Below are 24,550 nucleotides of genomic sequence, written 5' to 3'. Positions count from 1 at the left end.
GAAACAGGGCCATGCACCATGGCATCTGCACAAAAATCCACCGCTCTGCGGTCAAGGCGTTCGTGATCCGGTCTGCTTGACCCGGCGCAACGGGATCGAGCTTTCGATCTCGGCGACCCCCTTGACCCGTGTCAGGCTGCCGACAAGGAACTGTTCGAACTCGGACATCGACCGTGTGACCACGCGCAGCAGGTAATCGCGGCTGCCGGTCATCAGCCAGCAATCGACGACCTCGGGAAAGGCGAGGATCGCTTTCTCAAAGGCCTGCAACGCGTCGTCGATCTGCCGGTCGAGCTTGACCGAGACAAAGACCGACACGTCGAAGCCGAGCGCGCTCTCGTCGATCATGGCGCTGTAGCCGGTGACGATCTCGCGCTCTTCCAGACGCCTCAGGCGGCGCGCGACCGGTGTCGGGCTCAGCCCGACGGCATCGCCAAGTGCCTGAACCGATATCCGCCCATTTTTCGTGATGATGCGCAGGATTCGTTTATCAAATTCGTCTATATTAGGGGAGTCCACCATGTAAATCACAATATGCACTGGAATAACGCGCAACAAGTGCGTTTTGACAACGCATTCGCGGATTACCCGTCCCGACTTTCATGTAGGACAGACCCAACCGGAGGACCTGCATGACAACCACCCATCTCAAGACCGTCGAACAACGCCTGCTCTGGCTCTCGCACTGGATGATCCACCACGCCAACCACATCCGCCCCAAGGTGGACGGGATCAAGGTGGGCGGGCATCAAGCCAGTTCCGCCTCGATGGTGTCGATCATGACGGCGCTCTATTTCTCGGCCCTGCGCCCCGAAGACCGCGTCGCGGTCAAGCCGCATGCCTCGCCGATCTTTCACGCCATGCAATATTTGATGGGCAACCAGACCCGCGACAAGATGGAGAACTTTCGCGGCTATGGCGGGGTGCAAAGCTATCCCAGCCGGACCAAGGATGTGGATGACGTGGATTTCTCCACCGGGTCGGTGGGCCTTGGCGTGGGGATCACCGCGCTTGCCGCAATGGTGCAGGATTACATCACGGCCAAGGACTGGGGCACCGATGCCCCTGCCGGTCGCATGGTGGCCCTCGTCGGCGATGCCGAGATGGACGAGGGCAATGTCTACGAGGTGTTGCAGGAAGGCTGGAAGAACAACCTGCGCAACACCTGGTGGATCATCGACTACAATCGCCAATCGCTCGACGGGATCGTGCGCGAGGGGCTGTTCGGACGGATCGAAAAGATCTTCGACGCCTTCGGATGGGATGTGGTGCGGGTGAAATACGGCACTCTGCAACGCACCGCCTTTGCAGAGCCGGGCGGCGAGGCGCTGCGCGCATGGATCGACGCCTGCCCCAATGCCGAATATTCCGCGCTCACCTATATGGGCGGCGCGGTCTGGCGCGAACGGCTGATGAATGATCTGGGCGATCAGGGCGACGTGACCGCGCTGATCGAGCGGCGCAGCGACCGCGAACTGGCCGACCTCATGGAGAATCTCGGCGGCAACTGCGTGGAAACCATGGCCGAGACCTTTGCCGCCATCGACCACGACCGCCCGACCTGCTTTCTCGCCTACACGATCAAGGGCTGGGGCACCCCAATTGCCGGGCACAAGGACAATCACGGCGGACTGATGACCAAGGCCCAGATGGCCGACTGGCAGGCCCATATGAGCGTGCCCGAGGGGCAGGAATGGGAGCCGCTGGCGACCATCGAGGACGTGGACGGCTTCAAGACATTCCTCGCGCAGGTGCCGTTCTTTGCCCAGGGGCCGCGCCGCCATGCCGATGCGCGCCTGACCGTGCCCGCCATCGCGCTCGACAGCAGCCGGGACATCTCGACCCAGATGGCATTCGGCAAGATCCTCGACGATCTGGCACGCGGCGACAGCGATCTTGCCACCCGCATCCTCACCACTTCACCGGATGTCACCGGCACCACCGGCCTCGGGCCATGGGTGAACCGGCGCAATCTCTTCTCGCGGACCGAGCAGAAGGACGCGTTCATCGAGCATCGCATTCCCTCGACCGCGAAATGGAATTTCTCGCCCGAGGGCCAGCATATCGAACTGGGCATCGCCGAGATGAACCTGATGCTGCTTCTTGGGGCGGCAGGTCTGGCGCACAGTCTCTGGGGCAAGCGGCTCATCCCCATCGGCACCCTCTACGATCCCTTCGTCAGCCGTGGCCTCGATGCGCTCAACTACGCCTGTTATCAGAATGCACGCTTCCTGCTGGTGGGGACGCCCTCCGGCGTGACCCTCGCGCCAGAGGGCGGCGCGCATCAATCCCTGGCCACCCCCCTCATCGGGATGAGCCAGGACGGGCTTGCCGCGTTCGAGCCCGCCTTTGCCGACGAATTGGCGGTGATCATGGCATGGGCCTTCGACTACATGCAACGCGAGGGCGAGAGCGACCCGGACGAGCGCACATGGCTGCGCGATGAAACCGGCGGGTCGGTCTATCTGCGGCTGACCACCAAGCCGCTGGAACAACCCGGCAAGCGCGCCGATGACGCGTTTCGTCAGGGCGCCATCGACGGGGCTTATTGGCTGCGCCCACCGGGGCCGGGCTGCGAGGTGGTGATCGCCTATCAGGGGGCCGTCGCGGATGAGGCGATCGCCGCCGCCGGGATGATCGCCGGGCATCGCCGAGACGTGGCCGTGCTCGCCGTCACCTCCGCCGACCGGCTCAACGCCGGGTGGACCGCCGCACAGCGCCAGCGCACGCGCGGCAACGCCAAGGCCCAGAGCCATGTCGAGCAGCTATTTGCCACGCTGCCGCTGCATTGCACCCTTGTCACCGTGATCGACGGGCATCCGGCCACGCTCGGCTGGCTCGGCTCGGTCGCGGGACATCGGACCGTCCCACTCGGGGTAGAGCATTTCGGCCAGACCGGCACCATCGGGGATCTTTATCGCCATTACGGGATCGACGCGCGCGCCATCGCCGACCGGGTCGCCGCGCTCACGCCCGGGCGACGGATCATGGCGTGACCGGCACGCCGTGCCTCAGACGGTGTCGGGACGATAGGTGCAATCGGCCAACGTGCTCCGGTTGAGATCGGCGATGAACGCGGCCTCGGCATGGGCCAGCCGGGATTTGAGCCGACAACCCGGCATCAGGGTGCAGGCGTGCCCACCCGGCGCGAAACACTCGACAACGGCCTGATCCGCTTCAAGCAGGGCCACGACATCGCCGATACGGATCGTCTCGGGGGGCCGTGCCAGCATGGCGCCACCGCCGCCACCACGCCGGGTCTCCAGCAGTCCAGCGGCGGCCAGCACCGAGACGACCTTGGCCAGATGATGCCGCGACACCCCGAATTCCGCCGCAAGATCGGTGGTGGAAAAGGCGCGCTCCGGCGCGCCCGCAAGGCGCATCAGCACACGCAGCCCGTAATCGGTGAAAGAGGTGAGGCGCAAGGTCGCGTTCCCTGATTGTGTTTGCAAATCCTAGTATAGCAGTATAATCGGTATTTGAAATACTTATTCATGCAAAAGGCCTCGCCGCCATGACGACCCGCACCCCAACCCCTACGTGGCCCAGCGCATGAGCACGCATCGGACATATGTCTCGCCCCCCTGCCTCGCCGCCGAGATGGACCCCGCCTATTCCGACCCGAATGCGGATGCGCCGAAGGATGTGGCCCGCTGGCGGCGTGACACGCGGGGGCAGCTGCGCACGGCCCGCGACACCCTGCGCGTGGCCGAGCGGGATACCATATCCCACGCGCTGCAAACACATCTGCGCACCCTGCTGACCCAGCGTTTCGGCAGCGTTCGCGGCCGCATCATCTCGTTCTACTGGCCCATCAAGGCAGAGCCGGACCTGCGCCCGCTGATGGCCGCCCTGCACGAGGAGGGCGCGGTGATTGCGCTGCCGCTGGTCGAGCAAAAGGCCGCGCCACTGGTCTTTCGTCACTGGACACCCCAGACACGCATGCAGCGCGGCGACTGGAATATCCCGGTGCCGCCCCCCGAGGCCGACCGGCTGACGCCCGCGATCACGCTCGCCCCGCTGGTCGGTTGGGATGACGATGGCTATCGCCTCGGATATGGCGGCGGCTATTTCGACCGGACGCTGGCCGCAGTGTCGCCGCGTCCGTTCACCATCGGCATCGGGTATCAGGCGGCACGGCTGACCACGATCCATCCGCAACCCCATGACATCCCGCTCGATCTCATCCTGACCGAAGCCGGTATTGCAACAGAAAGGACAGCGCCGCAATGACCGCAACAACCTCCTCGCAGATGCGGGCCTGGACCGGTCCGGCCATCCTTACCTATGGGTTCCGTCCGTTCTTCTTCGGAGCGGCGGTCTGGGCGGCGCTGGCCATGGCCCTCTGGGTGCCGATGCTGTCGGGGCATCTGGTGCTGCCCACGGCGTTCGATCCGGTCAGCTGGCACGCCCATGAATTCCTGTTCGGCTATCTCGGCGCGGTAATCGCCGGATTTCTCCTGACCGCGGTGCCGAACTGGACCGGCCGTCTGCCAATCGTAGGCTGGCGCCTCGGGGCGCTGGCCCTGCTCTGGGGCGGCGGGCGACTGGCGGTCGCTCTCTCGGCCGAGGTGCCCCCGGCGCTCGTGGCCGGGATTGATCTGGCCTTTCCCGTCGTTCTGGGCCTCGCCATCCTGCGCGAGATCGTGGCAGGCAAGAACTGGCGCAACCTGCTGGTGCTGATGATGCTCGCGGGCTTTACCACGGGCAACGCACTCTTCCACTGGGAGGCCGCGCAGGGCACTTACGCGGCACAAGGCTACGGGCTGCGGCTGGGCCTTGGGGCCGCGATCCTGATGATCGCGGTGATCGGCGGGCGGATCGTGCCCTCCTTTACCCGCAACTGGCTGGTCAAACGCGGCGCAGGGCGGCTGCCTGCGCCACCGATGCAACGGTTTGACAAACTCGCCCTTCTGGCCCTGCTGGCCGCCCTTCTGCTTTGGGTCGCACTGCCGCTTGGTCTGCCGACCGGCATGGCCCTGCTGGCCGCCGGGGCGCTGCAACTCTGGCGGCTGGCGCGCTGGGCGGGCGACCGCACCGCGCGCGAACCGCTCGTGCTCGTGCTGCATGTCGCCTATGCCTTCCTGCCTTTCGGCGCGCTCGCGCTGGGGGTCGAGGCGATCTGGCCCGGCACTCTGGGCGGTACGGCGGCGCAGCATCTCTGGATGGCAGGCGCGCTTGGCCTGATGACGCTGGCGGTGATGACCCGCGCAACGCTGGGCCATACCGGACAGCCCCTGACCGCCGGGCCGGGCACGGTCGCGCTCTATATCGCCCTCGTTGCATCGGTTCTGCTGCGGCTCGCCGCCGGGCTCTGGCCTGCCTCGGCCCCGTTGCTCTACGCCGCCTCGGGGCTGGCATGGATCGCGGCCTTTGGTGGCTTTGCGCTGCTCTATGGCCCGGCCCTGCTGCGCGCCCCAGCGGCCAAGGCAGGCTGACCATGTTGACGGGCTGGCTTGAATTCGCGGCGGCGTTCCTCGTGTTCTTCCTGTCGCATTCGCTGCCGGTGCGCCCGCCGCTGAAGCCGTGGTTGCAGGCGCGGCTGGGGCGGGTCGGGTTCACGCTATTCTATTCATTCCTGTCGCTCGCCGTTCTGGTCTGGCTCATTGGCGCGGCGGGCCGTGCGCCGTTTGTGCCGCTCTGGGGATGGTTCCCCTGGCAGAACCACGTGACGCTGGCGCTCATGCTGCCGGTCTGTCTTTTGCTGGCCACGGCACTCGCACGGCCAAACCCGTTCTCCTTCGGCGGCGCGGGCAATGCGCGCTTCGATCCGGCCCGGCCCGGCATCGTTCGGCTGACACGCCACCCCCTGCTCGTGGCACTCGCGCTCTGGGCCGGGGCGCATCTCGTACCCAATGGCGATCTTGCCCATGCGCTTCTCTTCGGCACCTTCGCCACCTTCGCCACGCTCGGGGGCCGGATCATCGACCGGCGCAAGCGCCGTGACATGGGCGCAGATTGGGACCGGCTGATCGCGGCAATGCAGGCCGCGCCACCGCGCCCCGCATCATGGCTGGCGACTGCAATCCGCGCCGTGCTGGGGCTCCTGCTCTATGCCACGTTGATCTGGCTCCACCCGCATCTTTTCGGGGTCAGCCCGCTGCCGTAACCCAGCACGCCGAGGCCTGTGGTCAAGCGCCTGCATCGCCGTTACCTTGCGATTATGGCAAAGCTGCTCATCGTCTATCACTCGCGCACCGGCGGCAGCCAGCAGATGGCAGAGGCCGCGTATCACACCGCCAAGGCCGAGGCCGAGACCTCGCTCCTGCCCGCCGATCAGGCCGGGCCGGAGGATCTGCTGGCGGCGGATGGCTATCTCTTCTGCGCCCCGGAAAACCTCGCCGCGCTGTCTGGCGTGATGAAGGATTTCTTCGACAGGTGCTATTATCCGGTGCTGGGCCGCATCGAGGGGCGCGCCTATGCGCAGATGGTCTGCGCCGGGTCGGATGGCGAAAACGCCGCCCGCCAGACCGCCCGCATCGCCCAAGGCTGGCGGTTGCGCGCAGTTCAGGACCCGCTGATCATCTGCACCCATGCCCAGAGCCCCGAGGCGATCCTTGCCCCAAAGACGATCCCCGAGGCGGATCTGGCGCAGTGCCGCGACATCGGTCAGGCGCTCGCCGCCGGTCTTGAGATGGGCATGTTCTGAGAGAGCCTTCAAGCGTCCGACAGGCTTACATCCCGTGCAGCGCCCGGTCCGCCATCACGGCGGCAGAGGTGCGGTTATCGACCCCCATCTTGTGAAAGACCTGTTCGAGATGCTTGTTCACCGTGCGCGCGCTCAGCGACAGGATTTCGGCGATATCGCGATTGGTCTTGCCGTGCGACAGCCACAGCAGCACCTGCGCCTCGCGCGCTGTCAGGGCGAACACCTTGGCCAGACGCTCATCCTCGCTGATCTCCGGCTCGTCTTCCTTGAGGCGCACCACGATCTCACCCTGAAACTGGCCCAGATAAACGAGTTTCAGCCGCCCCTCGACATAGGGTATCGCGGTCGACATGGGCTGCGAGCCAAGCCGCTCCAGCCAGGCCTGAACCGGCCCGGACGCAACCCCGCCTGCCGCCAGTGGCGTCTCCGAGAGCCGCTCCACCGCCTTGGGCGTGCCCCAGCTGATCCGGCCATCCATGGCAAAGGTCACCACCGTCTGACCGGCATAATGCAACGCCGCGCGCGCCGATTGAATCGCGCGCGCGTTCAGAACATGCGTGGTGATCCGTGCCAGCAATTCCTCGACCACGACCGGCTTGGTGATATAGTCCACGCCCCCGGCCTGAAGCCCCTTCAGAATATGCTCTGACTCCGACATCCCGGTCATGAAGATCACCGGCGCCGCCATCGCGCCCGGCGCGATCTTGAGCCTGCGACAAGTCTCGAACCCGTCCAGACCGGGCATCATCGCATCCAGAAGGATGACATCGGGCTGCACCCTTTGGGCCAGATCAATGCCATCCTCGCCAGAGCGGGCGACCAGAACGGTCATGCCGTTCTCCTCCAGCGCGCGGGACACCAGCCCGAGCGTTTCCGGCGCATCGTCGATCACCAGCGCGATGAAACGGCTGGCCGAGACGGGATTGGACAGGGTGTCAGCGTGCATCTTGCATCATCTCCTTCAACAGGCGGGCCGCCCCCGGCAGATCGAACGCATCAAGATGGCGACGCAGCCGCGCGACCTGCCCGGTCTCGGCCTTGTGCCCGCCCGTCGCCGTATCGAGTTCCCGATTGAGTCCGGCGGCATGACCGATCTCGGCCAGCCGGATCATCCGCTCCAGCGCGTCCCCCGGAATGCCACTGGCCCTTGCGATCTCCTCTGCGTCGTCGGTGGTCAGGTCGACCTTCATCAGCCCGGCCATGCGGACCAGAAAATCGCTCAGCGAATAGGGTTTGACGATGAACGCATCATAAAGCTGGCTGCGGTCGATGGATTGCCGCGCCTCCAGCGCATGCCCCGTCACCATCATGATCGGCGTCGATAGATGCGCGCTCCGGTCGCGCAGGGCCTGCGCCAGATCCCAGCCGGTCATGCCCGGCATGTCAATATCCAGAATGAACAGGTCCGGCGTCACATCCTCCAGCGCGGCCAGCGCGGATTCGGCATCGGGCATCGCCTGCACGAGAAACCCCAGAGGCCGCAGCGTGGTTTCCAGCAGACGCAGGTGGTCGTGATCGTCATCCACCACCATCACCGTCTTGCGCGGCCCGACATAGCCCGCGGCCATGATCCGCTCTTTCATGGTCCAGGCCGCACTCGGAATCGCGCTCTCGCGCAGCGAGGGCAGCATCAGGCGCACCGAAAAGGTCGTGCCCGCGCCCGGCTCGCTTTTCACGGTGATTTCACCGCCCAGGATCTCGACCAGCAACCGCGTGATCGTCAGCCCCAGCCCCGACCCCGCCGAGGTCTTTTGCGCAAATCTCTCGAACGGCTTCCAGATCCGGTCGATATTCTCCTCCTCGATCCCGATGCCGGTATCGCTCACCTCGAGAAGCGCCACCTCGTTGCGATAATGCAGATGCAGCGTGACCGTGCCCGACGGCGTGTAGTTAATGGCGTTGGACAGCAGATTGATGATGATCTGGCGCAGCCGCTTTTCGTCGAACTCGATCCATTCCGGCGGGTTGCCGGAGGTCTGGATCGCGAAATCGAGCCCTTTTTCGCGGGCCTGTCGCTGAAACACCGCCGCGATCTGACGCAAGAGCGCGGGCAGGTTGATCCGGTCGCGGTAAATCTCCAGCCGGCCCGCCTCGATCTTGGAGATATCGAGCAGGTTCTCGATCAGCGCCGCCAGATGCTCTGATCCGCGCCGGATCGCCAGCACCGCCTCACGCCGACCGGCCGGAATGTCGCGGTCCTGCTCCATCAGCTGCGCATAGCCGTAAATCGCGTTCAGCGGCGTGCGCAACTCGTGACTGATCCCGGCCATGTAGCGGGTCTTGGCAAGGTTGGCCGCCTCGGCTTTTTCCTTGGCTGACTGCAACTCCGCGTCGGTGCGTTCATGCGCGCGGATTTCCTGCAACAGCCGCTGGGTCTGCACCTCGGCCTCGTCCCTCGCCTTGTTGTGGCTTTCGCGGATCAGGATGAAGGTCCAGACGATGATGCCGTTGACCACCAGCACGGTGCAGAAAATCACGGTCAGCACCGCATCAAGCTGCGCAGTCTCCGCCTTCGACCGGATCAGCAACAGCACCCCGGCAAAGACCGAACTCGGCACAGCGGTGGCGATGAAGAACACCGACAGCCGCGAGATCAGAACCGAAAAGACCCGGCGCGGCAGGATGCGCCGCAGGGTCGACACCCACATCACCGCGTAGGTCGCGTGCGGCTTGCAACTGTCCCGGCACGACGCATCGAGCGTGCAGCACAGCGAACAGATCGGCCCCGCGTAGAACGGACAGTCGGTCATGTCCTCCGGGTCGAAACGATATTCGCACACGCAACAGGTCTGGGTGCCTTCGGGCGTTGTCGGCCCGGGCGCGGTGACCGGGCGGGCGATATAGTACTTGCCCCCCGTCCCCCACGCGATGACCGGTGCCACGACAAATGCCGTGGCCAGCGCGATCAGTGACGAAAACGGCTGAAGCGTCTCGCCCGTGCCGCCCGCCAGAACAAGGATCGATACCAGCACCGCGATCAGCATCGCCCCGGTGCCGACCGGGTTGATGTCATAAAGATGCGCGCGACGGAACTCGATCCCCTTGGGACTGAGCCCGAGGGGCTTGTTCACCACCAGATCCGCAGTCAGCGCCCCGATCCACGCAAGCGCCACGTGAGAGTAAAGCCCGAGGATCGATTCGATCACATGAAACACCCCCAGTTCCATCAGCATCAGGGCGATGGACACGTTGAACACCAGCCAGATCACCCGCCCGGGATGCGAATGCGTCAGCCGCGAAAAGAAATTGGACCACGCGATAGAGCCTGCATAGGCATTGGTCACATTGATCTTGAGCTGCGACAGGATGACGAACGCCCCGGTCAGGACGAGGGCGAGAAACGGCACCGTGATCACCTGATCGAAGGCGGTGAAATACATCTTGGTCGGGTCGGTGGCATCGCGCGGCGGCACCGCCGCACCGATGGCCAATGTCAGCAGGAAAGACCCCAGAAGCATCTTGATCACGCCCAGAACGGTCCATCCCGGCCCCGCCGCCAATAGCGCGATCCACCAGCGCCGCCGCTCGGCTTTGGTCTTGGGTTCACGCAGAAAGCGCAGGAAATCCACCTGCTCGCCGATCTGTGCGATCAGCGACAGAACCACCCCCATCGCCGCCCCGATCATCATCAGGGTCGGCCCTTCGGCGCCGCGTTCACCGGTGAACCCGGTCCAGCTTTCAAGATCGACGCCGGAATAGGCCAAGAGCGCGAAGGGCAGGATATGCAGGATGATCCAGAACGGCTGCGTCACGGTCTGAAACGCCGAGATCTTGGAAAACCCGTTGATCACCAGCGGGATCACCACCACCGCCGACAGCAGATAGCCAAGCCCGAGCGGTACCCCGAAACAGAACTCGAGCGCAAAGGCGAGGATCGCGGCCTCGAGCGCGAAAAAGATGAAGGTGAAGGTGGCATAGATCAGCGAGGTGATCGTCGAGCCGATATAGCCAAACCCCGCACCACGCGTCAAAAGGTCGATATCCACCCCGTAGCGCGCACCGTAATAGCTGATCGGCAGGCAGGTCAGGAACAGGATCAGCCCCGCCAGCATGATCGCGAGAATCGCGGCATCGAAGCCGTAGATCAGTGTCAGCGCACCGCCGATCGCCTCGAGCGCCAGAAACGAGATCGAGCCGAGCGCGGTATTGGCCACGCGCGCGTAACTCCAGCGCCGCGCGCGCCGCGCGGTGTAACGGAGGGCGAAATCCTCCATGGTTTCATTGGCGACCCAACGATTGTATTTCCGTCGGCCGCCCGTGGCACTGAACGATATGGCCATGGGCCTCCAGGGTCCTGAAGAGCGGCCACGAGGCCGCGGAAATCTTGTGGCGCGAACCGCGCGGATCAAAAAGCACGAGCACGACGCAAACACGCACGACACCGCCGCATCGGCACAGCGCCGGAAACAGGGGCCATTGTGCAGGGTAAAAACGCCCAACCATATACGTCATTCAACGTATACTGCATTGCAGCATTTCCTGCCAGCTTGCTTGTCAGAGGCACAATCGTGCCGTCTCAACGACAGTTGCACTGATAAGGAGGCACTATGACCGATACGAAAAAATCACCCGAAATCAGCAACCTGAGCCGTCGCACCGTGTTGGCGGGCGGGGCGGCTCTTTCGGCATCGCTGTTCACACCCAAGATGCTGCGTGCGCAAGATTTTCCCACCGATGTGGTCAACACCACCGGGCTTGCGGTCACCGACACGACCGTGACCTGCGGTATCCTGCACTCGATCACCGGCACCATGGCGATCTCTGAAACCGGCTCTGTTCAGGCCGAAAAGCTGGCCATCGAGCAGATCAACGCCCAGGGCGGCATCCTCGGACGCAAGATCGAGTTCATCCAGGAAGACGGCGCATCCGACTGGCCGACCTTCGCCGAGAAGGCCAAGAAACTCCTGGTGCAGGACAAGGTCGCATCGGTCATGGGCTGCTGGACCTCGGCCAGCCGCAAGGCGGTTCTGCCGGTATTCGAGCAGTATAACGGCTTTCTCTACTATCCCACCTTCTACGAGGGTCTCGAGCAGAGCCCCAACGTCATCTATACTGGGCAGGAAGCCACCCAGCAGATCATCGCCGGTCTCGACTGGGTCAACCAGACCAAGGGGGCCAAGACCTTCTACCTGCTGGGCTCGGATTACATCTGGCCGCGCACCTCGAACAAGATCGCCCGCAAGCACATCGAGAACTTCATGGACGGCTGCAAGGTCGTGGGCGAAGAGTATTACCCGCTCGGCCACACGCAGTTCAACTCGGTGATCAACAAGATCCGCCTGCGCAAGCCCGACGTGATCTACGCCATCGTCGTGGGTGGCTCGAACGTGGCCTTCTACAAGCAGCTGACCGCAGCGGGCATCGACCCGACCGAGGAAAGCCCGATTGTCCTGACCATTTCCGTGACCGAGGACGAAATCCGCGGCATCGGTGGCGAGAATATCGACGGGGCCTATGCCTGCATGAAGTATTTCCAGAGCCTCGAAAACGAGAACAACCAGGCGTTCGTCAAGGCATTCAAGGACATGTGGGGCGACGAGATCGTCATCGGTGACGTCACGCAGGCGGCCTATCTCGGGCCCTGGCTGTGGAAGGCCGCCGTGGAACAGGCAGGCTCCTTCGACGTCGACAAGGTCCGCGAGGCCAGCCCCGGCATCGAGCTCACTTCCGCGCCCGAGGGTTACGTCAAGGTGCATGAGAACCATCACCTGTGGTCCAAGACACGGGTCGGCCGCGCCAAGGCGGATGGTCAATACGAGGTCGTGTTCGAGACCGCCGATCTGGTCGAGCCCGATCCGTTCCCCGAAGGCTACCAGTAAGGGCTGTCCGCTATCCGCCCGCACCAGACCTGGGCCGGATAGCGCGCCCCTCCTGCGCCGCGTTGGTCCCACGCGGCGCAGCCCCCTGACCCTTCTCCCGCTGCCATCAGAAACGGAAGACATGCCATGTTTGCAGACTATTCCACCAGCGACCTGATCGCGATCTTTGCCATGCAGGGCTTTGCCGGTCTCATCCTGTTCTCGGTCTTCGTGCTGATGGCGCTCGGTCTCGCGATCATCTTTGGCCAGATGGGCGTCATCAACATGGCGCATGGCGAATTCATGATTCTCGGTGCCTATGTCACCTACCTGATGTCGAACCTCTTCTCCGCTTACATGCCCGCCCTCTTCAGCATGTATTTCTTCGTCGCGATGGCGGTCGCCTTTGTCGCGGCGGGCGCGCTCGGGATGCTGGTGGAATGGGCCCTGATCCGGCATCTCTACAAACGCCCGCTCGACACGCTGCTGGCCACATGGGGGCTCAGCCTGATCCTGCAACAGACCTACCGCACAGTCTTCGGCGCGCGCGAGGTGGGGGTGTCGATCCCCGACTGGATGATGGGCTCGCTGCCGATCACCGACCTGATCGAGGTGCCGATCAACGGCATTTTCGTGATGGTGCTCGCCATCAGCATTTCCGTCGGCGTCTACGTGATGATGTATCGCTCGGGCTGGGGCAAGCAGGTGCGCGCAATCAACAACAACCGCCAGATGGCCGATGCCGTGGGCATCAACACCGCCTGGACGGACCGGATGACCTTCGCCATCGGATGCGGCGTGGCGGGCGTGGCGGGTTCAGCCTTCACGATGATCGGCTCCACCGGGCCGACTTCCGGCCAGCTTTACATCGTCGACACCTTCCTCGTGGTGGTCTTCGGCGGCGCGGGCAGCCTTCTGGGCACCATCGCCAGCGCATTCTCGATCAGCCAGGCCCAGTCGATCATGGAATTCTTCCTGTCCGGCTCGATGGCCAAGGTTCTCACCCTGCTGACCGTGGTCGGCATCCTTATGCTGCGCCCGCAGGGCCTCTTCTCCCTGAAACTGCGCAAGTAAGCCGGAGGCAACGATGCACCCCATGCCGATCAAACACTCCTTCATGACCCGGCGCGATCTTGTCGGCTATGCGATCCTCGCGGCAATCATCTTCATCGTGTTTCCCGCACTGCTCGAACCCTTCCGCCTGAACCTCTTCGGCAAGTATCTGACCTACGCCTTCGTCGCCATCGGCCTCGTGCTGTGCTGGGGCGTGGGCGGCATTCTCAGCCTTGGTCAGGGCGTCTTCTTCGGGCTTGGCGGCTACTGTATGGCGATGTTCCTCAAGCTCGAGGCCTCCTCGCCCGAAAACACCGCGATCCAGTCCACCCCCGGCATTCCGGATTTCATGGACTGGAACCAGATCACCGCCCTGCCCTGGTGGTGGGAGCCGTTCAACTCGCTGGCCTTCACACTCGTGGCGGTGATCGTGGTGCCGGTCGTGTTTTCCTTCATCATCGGTGTCGCGATGTTCCGCCGCCGGGTCGGCGGGGTCTATTTCGCGATCATCACCCAGGCTATCGCGGCGATCCTGACGATCCTGATCATCGGGCAGCAGGGCTTTACCGGCGGCGTCAACGGCATCACCGACCTGCGCACCCTCAACGGCTGGGACATCCGCACCGACGAGGCCAAGACCCTGCTCTACTTCGTCAATGGCGGGTTGCTGTTCGTGGTTCTGCTGATCGCGCAATTCGTCCGCAAATCCAAGCTGGGCCGCCTCCTGATCGCAATGCGCGATCAAGAGGACCGGGTGCGGTTCTCGGGCTATGACGTGGCCAATTTCAAGATCTTCATCTTCTGCCTCGGCGGGGCCTTCGCCGCCATCGGCGGGGCGATGTTCACGCTTCAGGTGGGTTTCATGTCGCCCAGCTTCGTGGGCATCGTGCCCTCGATCGAGATGGTGATCTATGCGGCCGTCGGCGGGCGGCTGTCGATCCTCGGGGCGGTCTACGGCACGCTTCTGGTGAACTACGCCAAGACCAGCTTTTCCGAGAGCTTTCCGGAATTGTGGCTGTTCGGCCTGGGCGCGCTCTTCATCGCCGTGGTCATGGCCTTTCCCAACGGTCTGGCCGGCCTCTGGTCCGAGCATGTCGAGCCGCGCCTGATGCGCCTCTGGCCCGGTGCGGCGAATGACACCGCCGCATCCACGGCCGAAAAAACCCCCGCGGAATGAGGTGAGCCATGCTGGACTACAACAACAAGAACTTCGTTCTGATGGTCGAAGACCTCACCGTGTCCTTCGACGGGTTCAAGGCGGTCAACGACCTCAGCTTCTATGTCGAACCCAATGAATGCCGGGTCATCATCGGGCCCAACGGCGCGGGCAAGACCACGGTGCTCGACCTGATCTGCGGGCGCACCCGCGCCACCTCGGGCTCGATCACATTCAAGGGCCAGAACCTCTTGAAAATGCGCGAGGACCAGATCGTGCATGCCGGGGTGGGCCGCAAGTTCCAGACCCCCTCGGTCTACGAAGACCTGAGCGTCTTCGCCAATCTCGAAATCAGCTATCCAAAGGGGCACGGGGTCTTCGGTGCCCTGTTCTTCCGGCGCGACGCCGCCGTGCGCGAGCGGATCACGGAAATCGCCGAGATGGTCTTTCTTACCGAACATCTCGGCCAGAAGGCGGCCTTCCTCAGCCACGGCCAGAAACAATGGCTCGAAATCGGCATGCTGCTGATCCAGGACCCCGAACTCCTGATGCTCGACGAGCCGGTCGCAGGCATGTCCGTGGCCGAGCGCCGCAAGACGGCCGATCTGCTCAACCGCATCATCGCCGACCGGTCGGTGATCGTGATCGAGCACGACATGGGCTTTGTCGCCGATATCGCCACCCGCGTGACCGTCCTGCACCAGGGGCAGGTCCTGTCGGAAGGGTCGATGGAGCATGTGCAAAACGACCCCAAGGTCGTCGAAGTCTACCTCGGACACTGAAAAGGAGAGCACCATGTTAAACGTCAAGGAACTCCGCTCGGCCTACGGCGAGAGCGAGGTGCTGCACGGGCTCGATCTCGACGTCGCCCCGGGCGAGATCATCGCGATCATGGGGCGCAACGGCATGGGCAAGACCACGCTGATGAAGACACTCATGGGGATCATGCCGACCAGATCCGGCACCGTGACCGTCGAGGGCAAGACCGTCACCGACCTCAAGCCGCATCAGCGCGTGGCCAACGGCATCGCCTATGTGCCGCAGGGCCGGATGATCTTTTCCTCGATGACGGTGCAGGAAAATGTCGAAACCGGGCTGACCGTGACCGGCGAGAGCACCGTGCCCCCGGATATCTACGAACTCTTCCCCGTGCTGCTCGACATGAAATCGCGGCGCGGCGGCAACCTGTCGGGTGGCCAGCAACAGCAGCTGGCCATCGCCCGCGCGCTCGCCTCGCGTCCCAAGGTGCTGCTTCTGGATGAACCGACCGAGGGCATCCAGCCGTCGATCATCCGCGAGATGGCGCGCACCCTGCGCCAGATCCGCGATGAAAAGGGCCTGTCCATCGTGGTCTCCGAACAGGTCCTGACCTTCGCGCTCGACGTCGCTGACCGGGTGGTCGTGCTGGAAAACGGCACCTTCGTCCATGACAGCCCGCGCGAGGGCATCGACGAGGCGAAAGTCTCGAAATTCCTATCCGTTTGACCAAAGCAAAGAGAGGACAACATGGCAGATACGCTTATCTCGGTCGATCTTTCCGAAAGCCCGCACACCAACGAGGCGGTGCACAACCGCTGGCATCCCGACATTCCCATCGCCGTCTGGGTCGAGCCGGGGGACGATTTCAAGATCGAAACCTATGACTGGACCGGCGGCCAGATCAAGAATGACGACGATGCCGCCGACGTGCGCGATGTTGAGTTGGAACAGGTGCATTACCTCTCTGGCCCGATCGGCGTGAAAGGGGCCGAACCGGGCGATCTGCTCAAGGTCCACATCCTCGATATCGGCGCCAAGGAAGAGATGAACTGGGGCTTCAACGGCTTTTTCTCCAAGCAGAACGGCGGCGGCTTCCTGACCGATCACTTCCCCGAGGCGCAGAAATCCATCTGGGATTTTCATGGCATGTTCACCTCGTCGCGCCACGTGCCGGGGGTGAAATACGCAGGGCTCATTCACCCGGGCCTGATCGGCTGCCTGCCGGACCGCAAGATGCTGGACATGTGGAACAGCCGCGAAAAGGCACTGGTCGACACCGATCCCGGGCGCGTGCCCCCCTTGGCCGCCCTGCCCGACACGCAGTCCGCGCATATGGGAAAACTCACCGGCGATGAAAAGATGAAAGCCGCGTCCGAGGCCGCGCGCACCGTGCCGCCCCGCGAGCATGGCGGCAATTGCGACATCAAGGATCTGTCGCGCGGGGCGACCTGCTTTTTCCCGGTTTACGTAGACGGGGCGGGGCTTTCGATGGGCGACCTGCACTTCAGTCAGGGCGACGGCGAAATCACCTTCTGCGGTGCCATCGAGATGGCCGGCTGGCTGCATATCCAGGTCGAACTGATCAAGGGCGGGATGGAGAAATACGGCATCAAGAACCCGATCTTCAAACCCTCCCCGATCACGCCGAAATACGACGATTACCTGATCTTCGAGGGTATCTCCGTCGATGAGAGCGGGCATCAGCACTATCTCGACGTGCATGTCGCCTATCGCCAGGCCTGTCTCAACGCGATCGAGTATCTCAAGAAGTTCGGCTATACCGGCGCGCAGGCCTACGCCATCCTCGGCACCGCCCCGGTGCAGGGCCATATCTCGGGCGTGGTGGATATTCCCAACGCCTGCGCGACGCTCTGGCTTCCGAACGAGATTTTCGAGTTCGACATCATGCCGGGCTCTGACGGGCCGACCAAACATCTCGACGGCTCGGTCGATATCCCGCTCGCCCCGGATCTCTGATCACGCGTTCGGGCGGGTCGCACACGATCCGCCCGGCCCCCAAACCCGGAGACAGACATGCCCTATTACGACTATAACTGCCCCGATTGCGGTCCGTTCAACGGCTTTGCCGCCATGGCGGATTTTGATCGACCCTGCGCCTGCCCGACCTGCGCCGCATCCTCACCCCGCGTGCTGTTGCGCGCCCCGGCCTTCGCCAACATGGACGGCGCACGGCGCACGGCCATCGCCACCAATGAACGTGCGCAACATGCCCCGAAATCAACGAAATCCCACGGTCCCGGCTGCTCGTGCTGCGGGTCGGCGTCAAAGAAATTGCCCAGTCGCACACTGCACCGCCCCGATGGCTCCAAGAGCTTCCCGGCGGCACGGCCCTGGATGATCTCGCACTAACCCGACAGGCCACACCGCCCGCCGTCGGACGATGAAACAGTCCCTATTCCGCCGCAATCGGCGTCGTGTCCGCTGCGCGGAACAGCGCCCGGTGGGCGCGGGCATCCTGAAGGATCGGCGGCGTGTCGATCATCTCGGGCGTGGCCATGACATGACGCAGCCCGCGCCACTCGCCCAGACTCAGCCCCGACAGCATCGACAGCGGCACGGCGGCAATCAGGCTGATCGCGATCGGCAACAGCCAGAGCGATACCGTGCCCGCCGCCATGCCGATGACAAGCAGCGCGCCGCTCACCGTCTCCAGCAGGTGGAATTTCAGGACCGTGCCGGGGCTGTAATCCCCACCCTTGCGCGCTTGCGGTGACCAGATCGGACGCATGCCGATAACCGAGCGCAGCACCGCCACAAGCTGTTGCACCATCATGATCGGCGCGAACAGGATCGACAGCAGGATTTCCACCACCAGCGACACGGTGAACCGCAGCGCCCCGCCAAAGCTGCGGATCGGCACATCCGCCAGCCCAAGCGCCACCGCGCCCATCAGCTTCGGCGCCAGCAACATGCCATACATGAACAGCAGGATCAGAACCGAACTGACCCGGCTCATTTCCGGCCAGACCGGGTAGAGCGGGTTCTCCAGCGAGAAATAGGTGATCACGCTGTTATGCCCGTTGCCAAGTAGCGCCCAGATCACCAGCAATCCGAACCACGCAGGCGACAGAAGATAGCTCATCGCGCCGTGAAAGAGGTGAAAGCGCGACACGGCGTGAAAGCCGCGCGTCGCCAGCAGGCTCAGATGTTGCAGATTGCCATGGCACCAGCGCCGGTCGCGCAGCGCATAGTCGATCAGGGTCGCGGGTGGCTCCTCGTAACTGCCCTTGACCGAGGGCATGAAGCGCACGGCCCACCCGGCCCGGCGCAACAGTCCCGCCTCGACGAAATCATGGCTCAGGATCAGACCGCCCTGCCCGGTCAGCGACGGCATCTCCGGCAGCCCTGCACAATCGGCAAAGGCGCGGGTGCGCAGGATGGCATTATGACCCCAGTAATTGCCCTCGGACCCGGTCCAGCCCGCCAGCCCCTCGGACAGCAGCGTGCCGTAAACGGCGGCAGAAAACTGCTGCATCCGCCCAAAGAGCGTGTCCGACCCCACCACCATCGGGGCCGATTGAATCAGCCCCGCCGTGGGATCGGCCGACATCTCGTCCGACAGCGCGACAATCGCCTCGGCGCTCATCAGGCTATCGGCATCGAGCACCAGCATCGCGTCATGCGCCGCGCCCCAGTTTTCCAGCCATTGCCCGATATTGCCCACCTTACGCCCGGTATTCTGCACCCGGCGGCGATACCAGACCGCGCAATCGGGCGGCAGCGCCGCCCGCAGCGTGGCAAAGGCGCGCTGTTCGGCCATGGCGACGGCGGCATCCTGCGTGTCCGACAGGATGAACAGCTCAAAGCGGTGCGCGGCCCCCGCCGCGTGCAGCGCCGACATCATGGCACAGGCATTGCCGAACACCTCTGACGTGTCTTCGTTATAAATCGGCACCAACAGCGCCACGTTCAGCGGCGCAGGCGTGGCACGCGCCTGAGCGCGCTTTTGCATCAGGTGACAGGCCAGCCCCAGCGTCGCCGTGCCCACCGCCAGCGCGATCCAGAAGAACGTGACCATCACTAGCGCCAGCAGCACCCATTCCAGCCACCACATGCCCCCGACCGACAGCCAGTCACCAAAGGCAAGGCCCAGCGCGCCAGTGGTCAGCGTGGCAGGCAGAAAGGTGGCCGCCCGCCGCCACCAGTAATTCAGATTGGGTCGCCAGGCGGGCGCGTTGGGGTCGTGATGCACCCGGTTCAGGCTCTGGATCGGGTGATCCAGAGCGGCAGGCGGCGGCATATGTGCCGCACCGGGAAAGGGGGTCAGGCGGTCCATCGGTAGAGCCACACTTCCGACACGCCGCGCCCCTCGTGGAACAGCTGCGCCCGGATTTCAGCCGCCGTCACCTCGCCGGGGTCAAACGAAAAGGCAAGGCGCGGACCGCCGGTTTCGGGGTTGCGCTGTACCTGCCCTTCCGAGGTTTCCAGCCGGTTGGAATAGACGTAGAGCACGAGATCGTCATACGCCTCGGGCAGCGCGTCATGCGGGGCAAAATCGACCGTCACCACCTGACGCATGTCATTGGGAAAGCCGCGCCCGACCCGGGTCTCGATCACCCGCGCCACCGGCTTTTTCTCCTCAATGCCGCCGGTCCATGTCATGCCGTAGCTGAAACTGTGCTCGGCCCCCTCGGCCAGCGGCTCGCGCGGACGCCAATAGGCGACGATATTGTCGTAGATCTCCTTGTCAGTCGGGATCTCCACCAGCGTGACCGCGCCGCGCCCCCACCCCTCGCCCGGGGTGATCCACAGGCTCGGGCGCTCATGGTAATGCGCCTCAAGATCGTGGAAATCCGAATAGGCGCGCGACCGCTGCGACAGGCCAAAGCCCTGCGGGTTGCTGTCCACGAAGCTCGAAATTTGCAGATCGCGCGGATTGCCCAGGGGCCGCCAGAGCATTTCACCATTGCCGTTGAGAATACTCAGCCCGTCGCTGTCATGCACAGCCGCACGGAAATCGTCGAACCGGTGCCGGTTCGTCGCGTCGAAATAGAACATCGAGGTCAGCGGCGCGATGCCCACATTCTCCAGCGCCACGCGCGGCAGCAGCGTGCAGCGCACCTCCACCTCGGTCTCCGCCCCCTCGGGGCGCATCGTGAAATGGTAAATCCCGGTCACCGACGGGCTCTCCATCAGCGCATGCACCGTGTGCGTGCTGACACCGGGGGCGGGTTTTTCGATCCAGAACCGGGTGAAATCGGGAAACTCCTCACCCTCCGGCCCGCCGGTATCTACCGCAAGGCCTCGCGCCGACAGGCCATAAACCAGATCGCGCGCGATCACGCGGAAATAGCTGGCCCCCTGAAACACCGCGTATTCCTGAAAAATCCCCGGCTTTTCCAGTTCCGCCCGCAGGCGCAGGCCGGAATAGCCCAGATGCCCGTCAAGCGGCAGATCGGGGGCCTTGTCGGTCTTGTCGAACAGCGAAAAATCGAACGGCAAGGTGCGCGTCATGCCATCTTCGACAAGGTTCACCTCGACCGTGTGTGGGAAATAGAGCCCCGGCAGAAAAAGATCGAGTTCAAGCGTGCTATCGGCCTCGGACCAGATCGCATCCTTGCTGCGAAACCAGATCGAGCGGTATTCGTCATAGCTCATGTCCTGCCACGCCTGCGGCACGGTCGGACGCTTGGCATAGGGCTTTGCTGCCACTTCGCGCGCGAGATCAAGCAGCATCGCTTCGGAAAACGGCTGCGCCGCCTGCGCGCTGGCTAGGCGAGGTAAGAGCGCAAAGGCGCTCAGCGATTTCAGAACGTCACGCCGGATCATTTTGCGCCTCGCCAGGGATGTGATTTGAACCACGCCACCGAATAGGCCACGAGGATCAACGATGCGAACCCAACGCAGTTGGCCAGCACCATGTTCCATGTCGTGCGCCCGATCTGATCCATCACGAACCCCGAGAGCCGCGCAAAGACCATCGAAAACACGAAAACCGCCAGCGATTGCTGCCCGACCTTGAGGATCATCTTGAGCAGCCCACCCCAGGCGCGCGACAAAAGCCCCGTGCCGACGGTTTTCAGCCGCGCACCACCATCGCCCGCCGCCACCCAGCACAGATAGGCGAGGCTCAGGAAATGCACGTAGCGCAGAATGCCGAAATCGGACTTGTTGAACAGGCCGGTGTTGTCGATGCGCCAGCCGCGCGCCCAGTCAAAGCCGAACTCCCGCATGCCGATATGCGACAGCGGCACATTGGCGATCACGATCACCAGCGCCAGCCCGATCAAGACCTTGTTCACCGGCGGTTTCGGAATCCAGCCGCGCATCAGGGCAAAGCCGCTGAAAAACACCAACTGCCAGCCGAACGGGTTGAAGTACCATTTGCGGTCCGACCAAGGCTCTGCCGGGAAACCGAGATGCAGGTGCGTAAGGCCCAGCGTATCGAGCACCGCGCGTTGCGCGAAGAGCCAGATCAGCGCCATCGCCGCGAACGTCGCCCAGACACTGATCCGGCTCAGCGCCATCATCAGCGGCATCATCACGAGGATGACCATATACATCGGCAGGATGTCGAAATAGTTGGGCACATAGGTCAGGCTGAACAGCCCCACCAGTTGCGGCCCCGGATCGGCAAAGAACTTCCACAGGTTCAGCGTGCCGATATAGGTCTTGTCGAAGGTGCCGAAATGATCGAACGCCGCCAGCAGCGTGGCGATGGCAAAGAACATGCCGATATGCGCCCAGTAAACCTGCCAGACGCGATAGCCGACGCGCCCGGTGCCCAGCGCCCATCCCGCCCGGTCAAACGTGCGGCCAAACGCGATGGCCGAGGCCATGCCGGAGCAGAACACGAAGATCTCGGTCGCATCCGAAAAGCCCCAGCGTGCCGGAATCCAGCTGGTAAAGAAATTGCTCGGGGTATGGGCGCAGAGGATGATGAACATCGCCAGCCCGCGAAAAAAATCCAGCCGGATATCGCGGGTCGTGGCAGCCGGGGCCGCCGTCTCTTTGGCGCGGCTCTGTAGCATGGCCGGATCGGCAACACTCGTCATCGCGGTGTCGGCTCCTTTTGAAATGTCGTACCGGAGTTACTCGGCGGGCAGGCGATCGGCCTCGTCCCAATTCCCGCGCGAAGCGTTGATCAGGTCGAGGCGCGTGCTTGCATAGCTGTCGAGACGCCCGGCGCGCTGCGTTGCGCGTTCCTGAAGGATGGTTTCGGCCTCGTCGAGAAAGCCAGCCCGGATCGCGCAATCAATGGTGAGCCGCTCAAAGACATCACGTTGGGCATGGCTGCCCCCGGCCAGTTGCATGGAACGTCTCGCCCTTCCAAGGTTGAGGAACGCGGTCTTGTAATCGCCTTCCCCAAAGGCCTCAAGCCCCGTCGCGGCCGACAGCCCCGGATTGGCCATGCGCGCCATCAGGTCACCTGCATTGGTCTTCTTCGCGTCACGATGCATGCGCGCCATCATCTGCTTGATCGCCGTCTCGCGATTGTCGCCCACCAGCGCCAGCATGTAATGCAGATCGGCGAAAATGAGGCAGGCATCCTCAGAGCGCCGCTCTGAGATATCAGCCAGTTCCTCCCAGCGGTCGCCCACGTCATGGCCTTCCAGCTCCAGCCGCATCAGCAGCGAGGTGCCGTTGGAGATATCGCGGAAATCGTCGGTCTTGTCTTGGCGAATCTCGTGGTCATAAAGGGCAAAAACAGAGTCTATCTCGCCCTGATCGAGATGCATCAGCGCCTTGTGCCACCAGACGTGGTAGCGAAAGTTGTTGCAATGCGCCCAGGCCCCTTCGCGCCCCTCCAGCCAGTCGAGCCCGGCGCGCGCATTACAGGTCATGTCAAAGACATGCGCCACCGCGTGCAGCCCCCAGGCATCATCGGGCGAAACGCTCAGCCCCATGCGCCCGGCGGTTTCCGCGCGGGCGTAATCGCCGGTTTCTTCAAGCGAAAAGGCGTGGCAGCCGAACAGGTAACCGCGCGCCGGGTTCTGCGCGTCATAGGCTGGCAAAAGCGCCTCGAGCGAGGCGCGCATGCCATGCCGGTCGCCAAGGATGAACCGGGTGGCATGGCCGATCTTCATCGCCAGCGCATCCTCGGGCCAACGCGCCAGCACCGCTTCCATCTCGCGCACCATCTCGGACGGACGCCCGTCGAGCCATGCACCAAGGCCGCGCACATAGCCCATCTCGCGCGCCGTCGGATTGCCCTCGCGCGCACAGGCAAGCGCCGCCTGATAGGCCTGCTGCGCGGTCTCGGTCATCTCGGACTTGCCCAGCATCAGGCAAAACAGCCCCTTGGTGGCATGCGCCATCGCGAATTCCGGCGCCTCGCTCAGCACCGTGCCAAGATGATCGGGCGTTGTCGCGGCATGGGCAAGAAACGCCAGCACCATCTGGTCCCATGCCGCAAGGGCCACAGGCGATGATACGGAAGTCTCGTACCCGAATTGATCATTACGCATAGCCCGGCATCCTTTTCGGCAATCATTCAGACTCCAGCTAGCCCGCTATGTATGACACCCGCAACAAAAGCGGGACGGACCTCACCAACACGTTATCTCGAGTTTAACTCATATGATGGGAACAGGGCAGGGTTGCTGCCGCATAAGGCGAACGATATCGGCGTCTTTCTGCCCAAAGGCGGAACGGGCCGCCGCCCGTCGCCCAAGGATCACTCGGCTATGGCCGATTTCGCGACAGTTTCGAAAATCCCATCCAGTTCCGACGCAAGATCACGCAATTTTTCGCCGCCCTCGTCGAAATAGGGCGAGAAAACCGCCGTCGGCGTCTTGTAGCTCAGGCTCGCAGTGCCGTCGGCGTCTTCGGTCACATACATCCGAATCGGGGCCTCGATCCCGGCGGCGATGCTCGCCTCCAGCATGCGGCGGGCATAGTCGTTGCGGTAGAGGCCAAAGACCCGATTGCCCGCGATGCTGTGCCCCTGCATCTTCGCCCCATCAGACGCACTCGCCTGCGTCACGATGGCAACGGGGGCATCGCTCACCGCGTCACGTACCGCCTGCACAAGGTCGGCAAAGCTCTTGGCCGTGTCGTGGATCACCCAGCCCTCACGCGGTTCCAACGCCTGCGCGGGCGCGGCAAGGATAGTGAGAACTGCGAGAAGTTTCAGAAATCGTTGCATGAATACACCTCCGGGTTGATACCCCG

21 protein-coding genes are annotated in these 24,550 nt (G+C 63.6%); 12 read left to right on the top strand and 9 right to left on the bottom strand.

The features are described from left to right. Positions 1-51 precede the first annotated feature (51 nt). Positions 52-522 (bottom strand): Lrp/AsnC family transcriptional regulator, encoded by a 471-nt coding sequence (locus BMX04_RS16075; protein WP_074787917.1) that lies wholly within the window; start codon positions 520-522, stop codon positions 52-54. Between the two features lie 110 nt (positions 523-632). On the opposite strand from BMX04_RS16075, the gene BMX04_RS16070 reads away from it, so the two are divergent. Then, positions 633-2,996: a 1-deoxy-D-xylulose-5-phosphate synthase N-terminal domain-containing protein gene (locus tag BMX04_RS16070; protein ID WP_074787907.1), complete on the top strand. Its 2,364-nt coding sequence runs from the start codon at positions 633-635 to the stop codon at positions 2,994-2,996. A 15-nt stretch (positions 2,997-3,011) separates the two neighbouring features. On the opposite strand, the gene BMX04_RS16065 is transcribed toward BMX04_RS16070, so the two are convergent. Next, positions 3,012-3,425, bottom strand: coding sequence for an RrF2 family transcriptional regulator (locus tag BMX04_RS16065; protein ID WP_074787906.1), 414 nt, complete (start codon positions 3,423-3,425; stop codon positions 3,012-3,014). Positions 3,426-3,552: 127 nt separating this feature from the next. Between BMX04_RS16065 and BMX04_RS16060 the strand changes: the two genes are divergently transcribed. Genes BMX04_RS16060 through BMX04_RS16045 form a run of 4 tightly spaced genes read left to right on the top strand, consistent with a single transcriptional unit; the run spans position 3,553 to position 6,649 of the window. Then, positions 3,553-4,233 (top strand): 5-formyltetrahydrofolate cyclo-ligase, encoded by a 681-nt coding sequence (locus BMX04_RS16060; protein ID WP_074787905.1) that lies wholly within the window; start codon positions 3,553-3,555, stop codon positions 4,231-4,233. Next, positions 4,230-5,438, top strand: coding sequence for an NnrS family protein (locus BMX04_RS16055; RefSeq protein ID WP_074787904.1), 1,209 nt, complete (start codon positions 4,230-4,232; stop codon positions 5,436-5,438). The genes BMX04_RS16060 and BMX04_RS16055 overlap by 4 nt, the downstream gene beginning before the upstream one ends. Before the next feature lie 2 nt (positions 5,439-5,440). Continuing rightward, entirely contained in the window at positions 5,441-6,109 is a 669-nt protein-coding gene (locus tag BMX04_RS16050; protein WP_175477389.1) for an NnrU family protein, read from the top strand. A gap of 54 nt (positions 6,110-6,163) precedes the next feature. Then, positions 6,164-6,649 (top strand): flavodoxin family protein, encoded by a 486-nt coding sequence (locus BMX04_RS16045; RefSeq protein ID WP_074787903.1) that lies wholly within the window; start codon positions 6,164-6,166, stop codon positions 6,647-6,649. A 25-nt stretch (positions 6,650-6,674) separates the two neighbouring features. Here the strand turns inward: BMX04_RS16045 and BMX04_RS16040 are convergent, their stop codons facing one another. Together BMX04_RS16040 and BMX04_RS16035 are read right to left on the bottom strand one after the other, a co-directional pair. Further along, a complete protein-coding gene (locus BMX04_RS16040) occupies positions 6,675-7,595 on the bottom strand; it encodes a response regulator transcription factor (RefSeq protein ID WP_074787902.1) in 921 nt (306 codons plus the stop codon). Further along, a complete protein-coding gene (locus BMX04_RS16035) occupies positions 7,585-10,929 on the bottom strand; it encodes a hybrid sensor histidine kinase/response regulator (protein ID WP_074787901.1) in 3,345 nt (1,114 codons plus the stop codon). The genes BMX04_RS16040 and BMX04_RS16035 overlap by 11 nt, the downstream gene beginning before the upstream one ends. 267 nt (positions 10,930-11,196) lie before the next feature. On the opposite strand from BMX04_RS16035, the gene urtA reads away from it, so the two are divergent. From urtA to BMX04_RS16000, 7 genes are all read left to right on the top strand, one after another. Beyond that, complete coding sequence (gene urtA, locus BMX04_RS16030; RefSeq protein ID WP_074787900.1) at positions 11,197-12,468, top strand: urea ABC transporter substrate-binding protein; 1,272 nt, start codon at positions 11,197-11,199, stop codon at positions 12,466-12,468. Between the two features lie 126 nt (positions 12,469-12,594). Then, the gene (urtB, locus tag BMX04_RS16025; RefSeq protein WP_050663875.1) at positions 12,595-13,521 is read left to right on the top strand and encodes an urea ABC transporter permease subunit UrtB; all 927 of its coding nucleotides are present in this window, start codon (positions 12,595-12,597) and stop codon (positions 13,519-13,521) included. A gap of 22 nt (positions 13,522-13,543) precedes the next feature. Beyond that, entirely contained in the window at positions 13,544-14,677 is a 1,134-nt protein-coding gene (gene urtC / locus BMX04_RS16020) for an urea ABC transporter permease subunit UrtC (protein ID WP_175477388.1), read from the top strand. Between the two features lie 8 nt (positions 14,678-14,685). Beyond that, positions 14,686-15,438 (top strand): urea ABC transporter ATP-binding protein UrtD, encoded by a 753-nt coding sequence (gene urtD, locus BMX04_RS16015; RefSeq protein ID WP_074787898.1) that lies wholly within the window; start codon positions 14,686-14,688, stop codon positions 15,436-15,438. A 13-nt stretch (positions 15,439-15,451) separates the two neighbouring features. Further along, a complete protein-coding gene (urtE, locus tag BMX04_RS16010) occupies positions 15,452-16,141 on the top strand; it encodes an urea ABC transporter ATP-binding subunit UrtE (protein WP_083398213.1) in 690 nt (229 codons plus the stop codon). Between the two features lie 21 nt (positions 16,142-16,162). After that, positions 16,163-17,392 carry a formamidase gene (gene fmdA / locus BMX04_RS16005; protein ID WP_074787896.1) on the top strand — a complete coding sequence of 410 codons (1,230 nt, stop codon included), beginning with the start codon at positions 16,163-16,165 and terminating at the stop codon, positions 17,390-17,392. Positions 17,393-17,449: 57 nt separating this feature from the next. Further along, on the top strand, positions 17,450-17,785 hold the full coding sequence (locus BMX04_RS16000; protein ID WP_074787895.1) for an FmdB family zinc ribbon protein: 336 nt from the start codon (positions 17,450-17,452) through the stop codon (positions 17,783-17,785). Positions 17,786-17,828: 43 nt separating this feature from the next. On the opposite strand, the gene mdoH is transcribed toward BMX04_RS16000, so the two are convergent. The 5 genes from mdoH to BMX04_RS15975 all read right to left on the bottom strand — a co-directional run bounded on the left by mdoH (position 17,829) and on the right by BMX04_RS15975 (position 24,524). Beyond that, positions 17,829-19,712, bottom strand: a complete 1,884-nt coding sequence (mdoH, locus tag BMX04_RS15995; protein ID WP_074787894.1) for a glucans biosynthesis glucosyltransferase MdoH — start codon at positions 19,710-19,712, stop codon at positions 17,829-17,831. Then, positions 19,700-21,205 (bottom strand): OpgD/OpgG family glucan biosynthesis protein, encoded by a 1,506-nt coding sequence (locus tag BMX04_RS15990; protein WP_074787893.1) that lies wholly within the window; start codon positions 21,203-21,205, stop codon positions 19,700-19,702. Before BMX04_RS15990 ends, mdoH begins: the two co-directional genes overlap by 13 nt. Further along, complete coding sequence (locus BMX04_RS15985) at positions 21,202-22,431, bottom strand: OpgC family protein (RefSeq protein ID WP_074787892.1); 1,230 nt, start codon at positions 22,429-22,431, stop codon at positions 21,202-21,204. Before BMX04_RS15985 ends, BMX04_RS15990 begins: the two co-directional genes overlap by 4 nt. Before the next feature lie 36 nt (positions 22,432-22,467). Next, positions 22,468-23,844, bottom strand: a complete 1,377-nt coding sequence (locus BMX04_RS15980) for a tetratricopeptide repeat protein (RefSeq protein WP_074787891.1) — start codon at positions 23,842-23,844, stop codon at positions 22,468-22,470. Between the two features lie 209 nt (positions 23,845-24,053). Further along, positions 24,054-24,524 carry a DUF302 domain-containing protein gene (locus tag BMX04_RS15975; RefSeq protein WP_074787890.1) on the bottom strand — a complete coding sequence of 157 codons (471 nt, stop codon included), beginning with the start codon at positions 24,522-24,524 and terminating at the stop codon, positions 24,054-24,056. Between the last annotated feature and the right edge of the window lie 26 nt (positions 24,525-24,550).

The sequence above is a fragment of the Roseovarius tolerans genome (genome assembly GCF_900109855.1).
Lineage (GTDB): Bacteria > Pseudomonadota > Alphaproteobacteria > Rhodobacterales > Rhodobacteraceae > Roseovarius > Roseovarius tolerans.
Note: the sequence above shows the minus strand (reverse complement) of the source record. Positions and strands in the feature narration are given on the sequence as shown.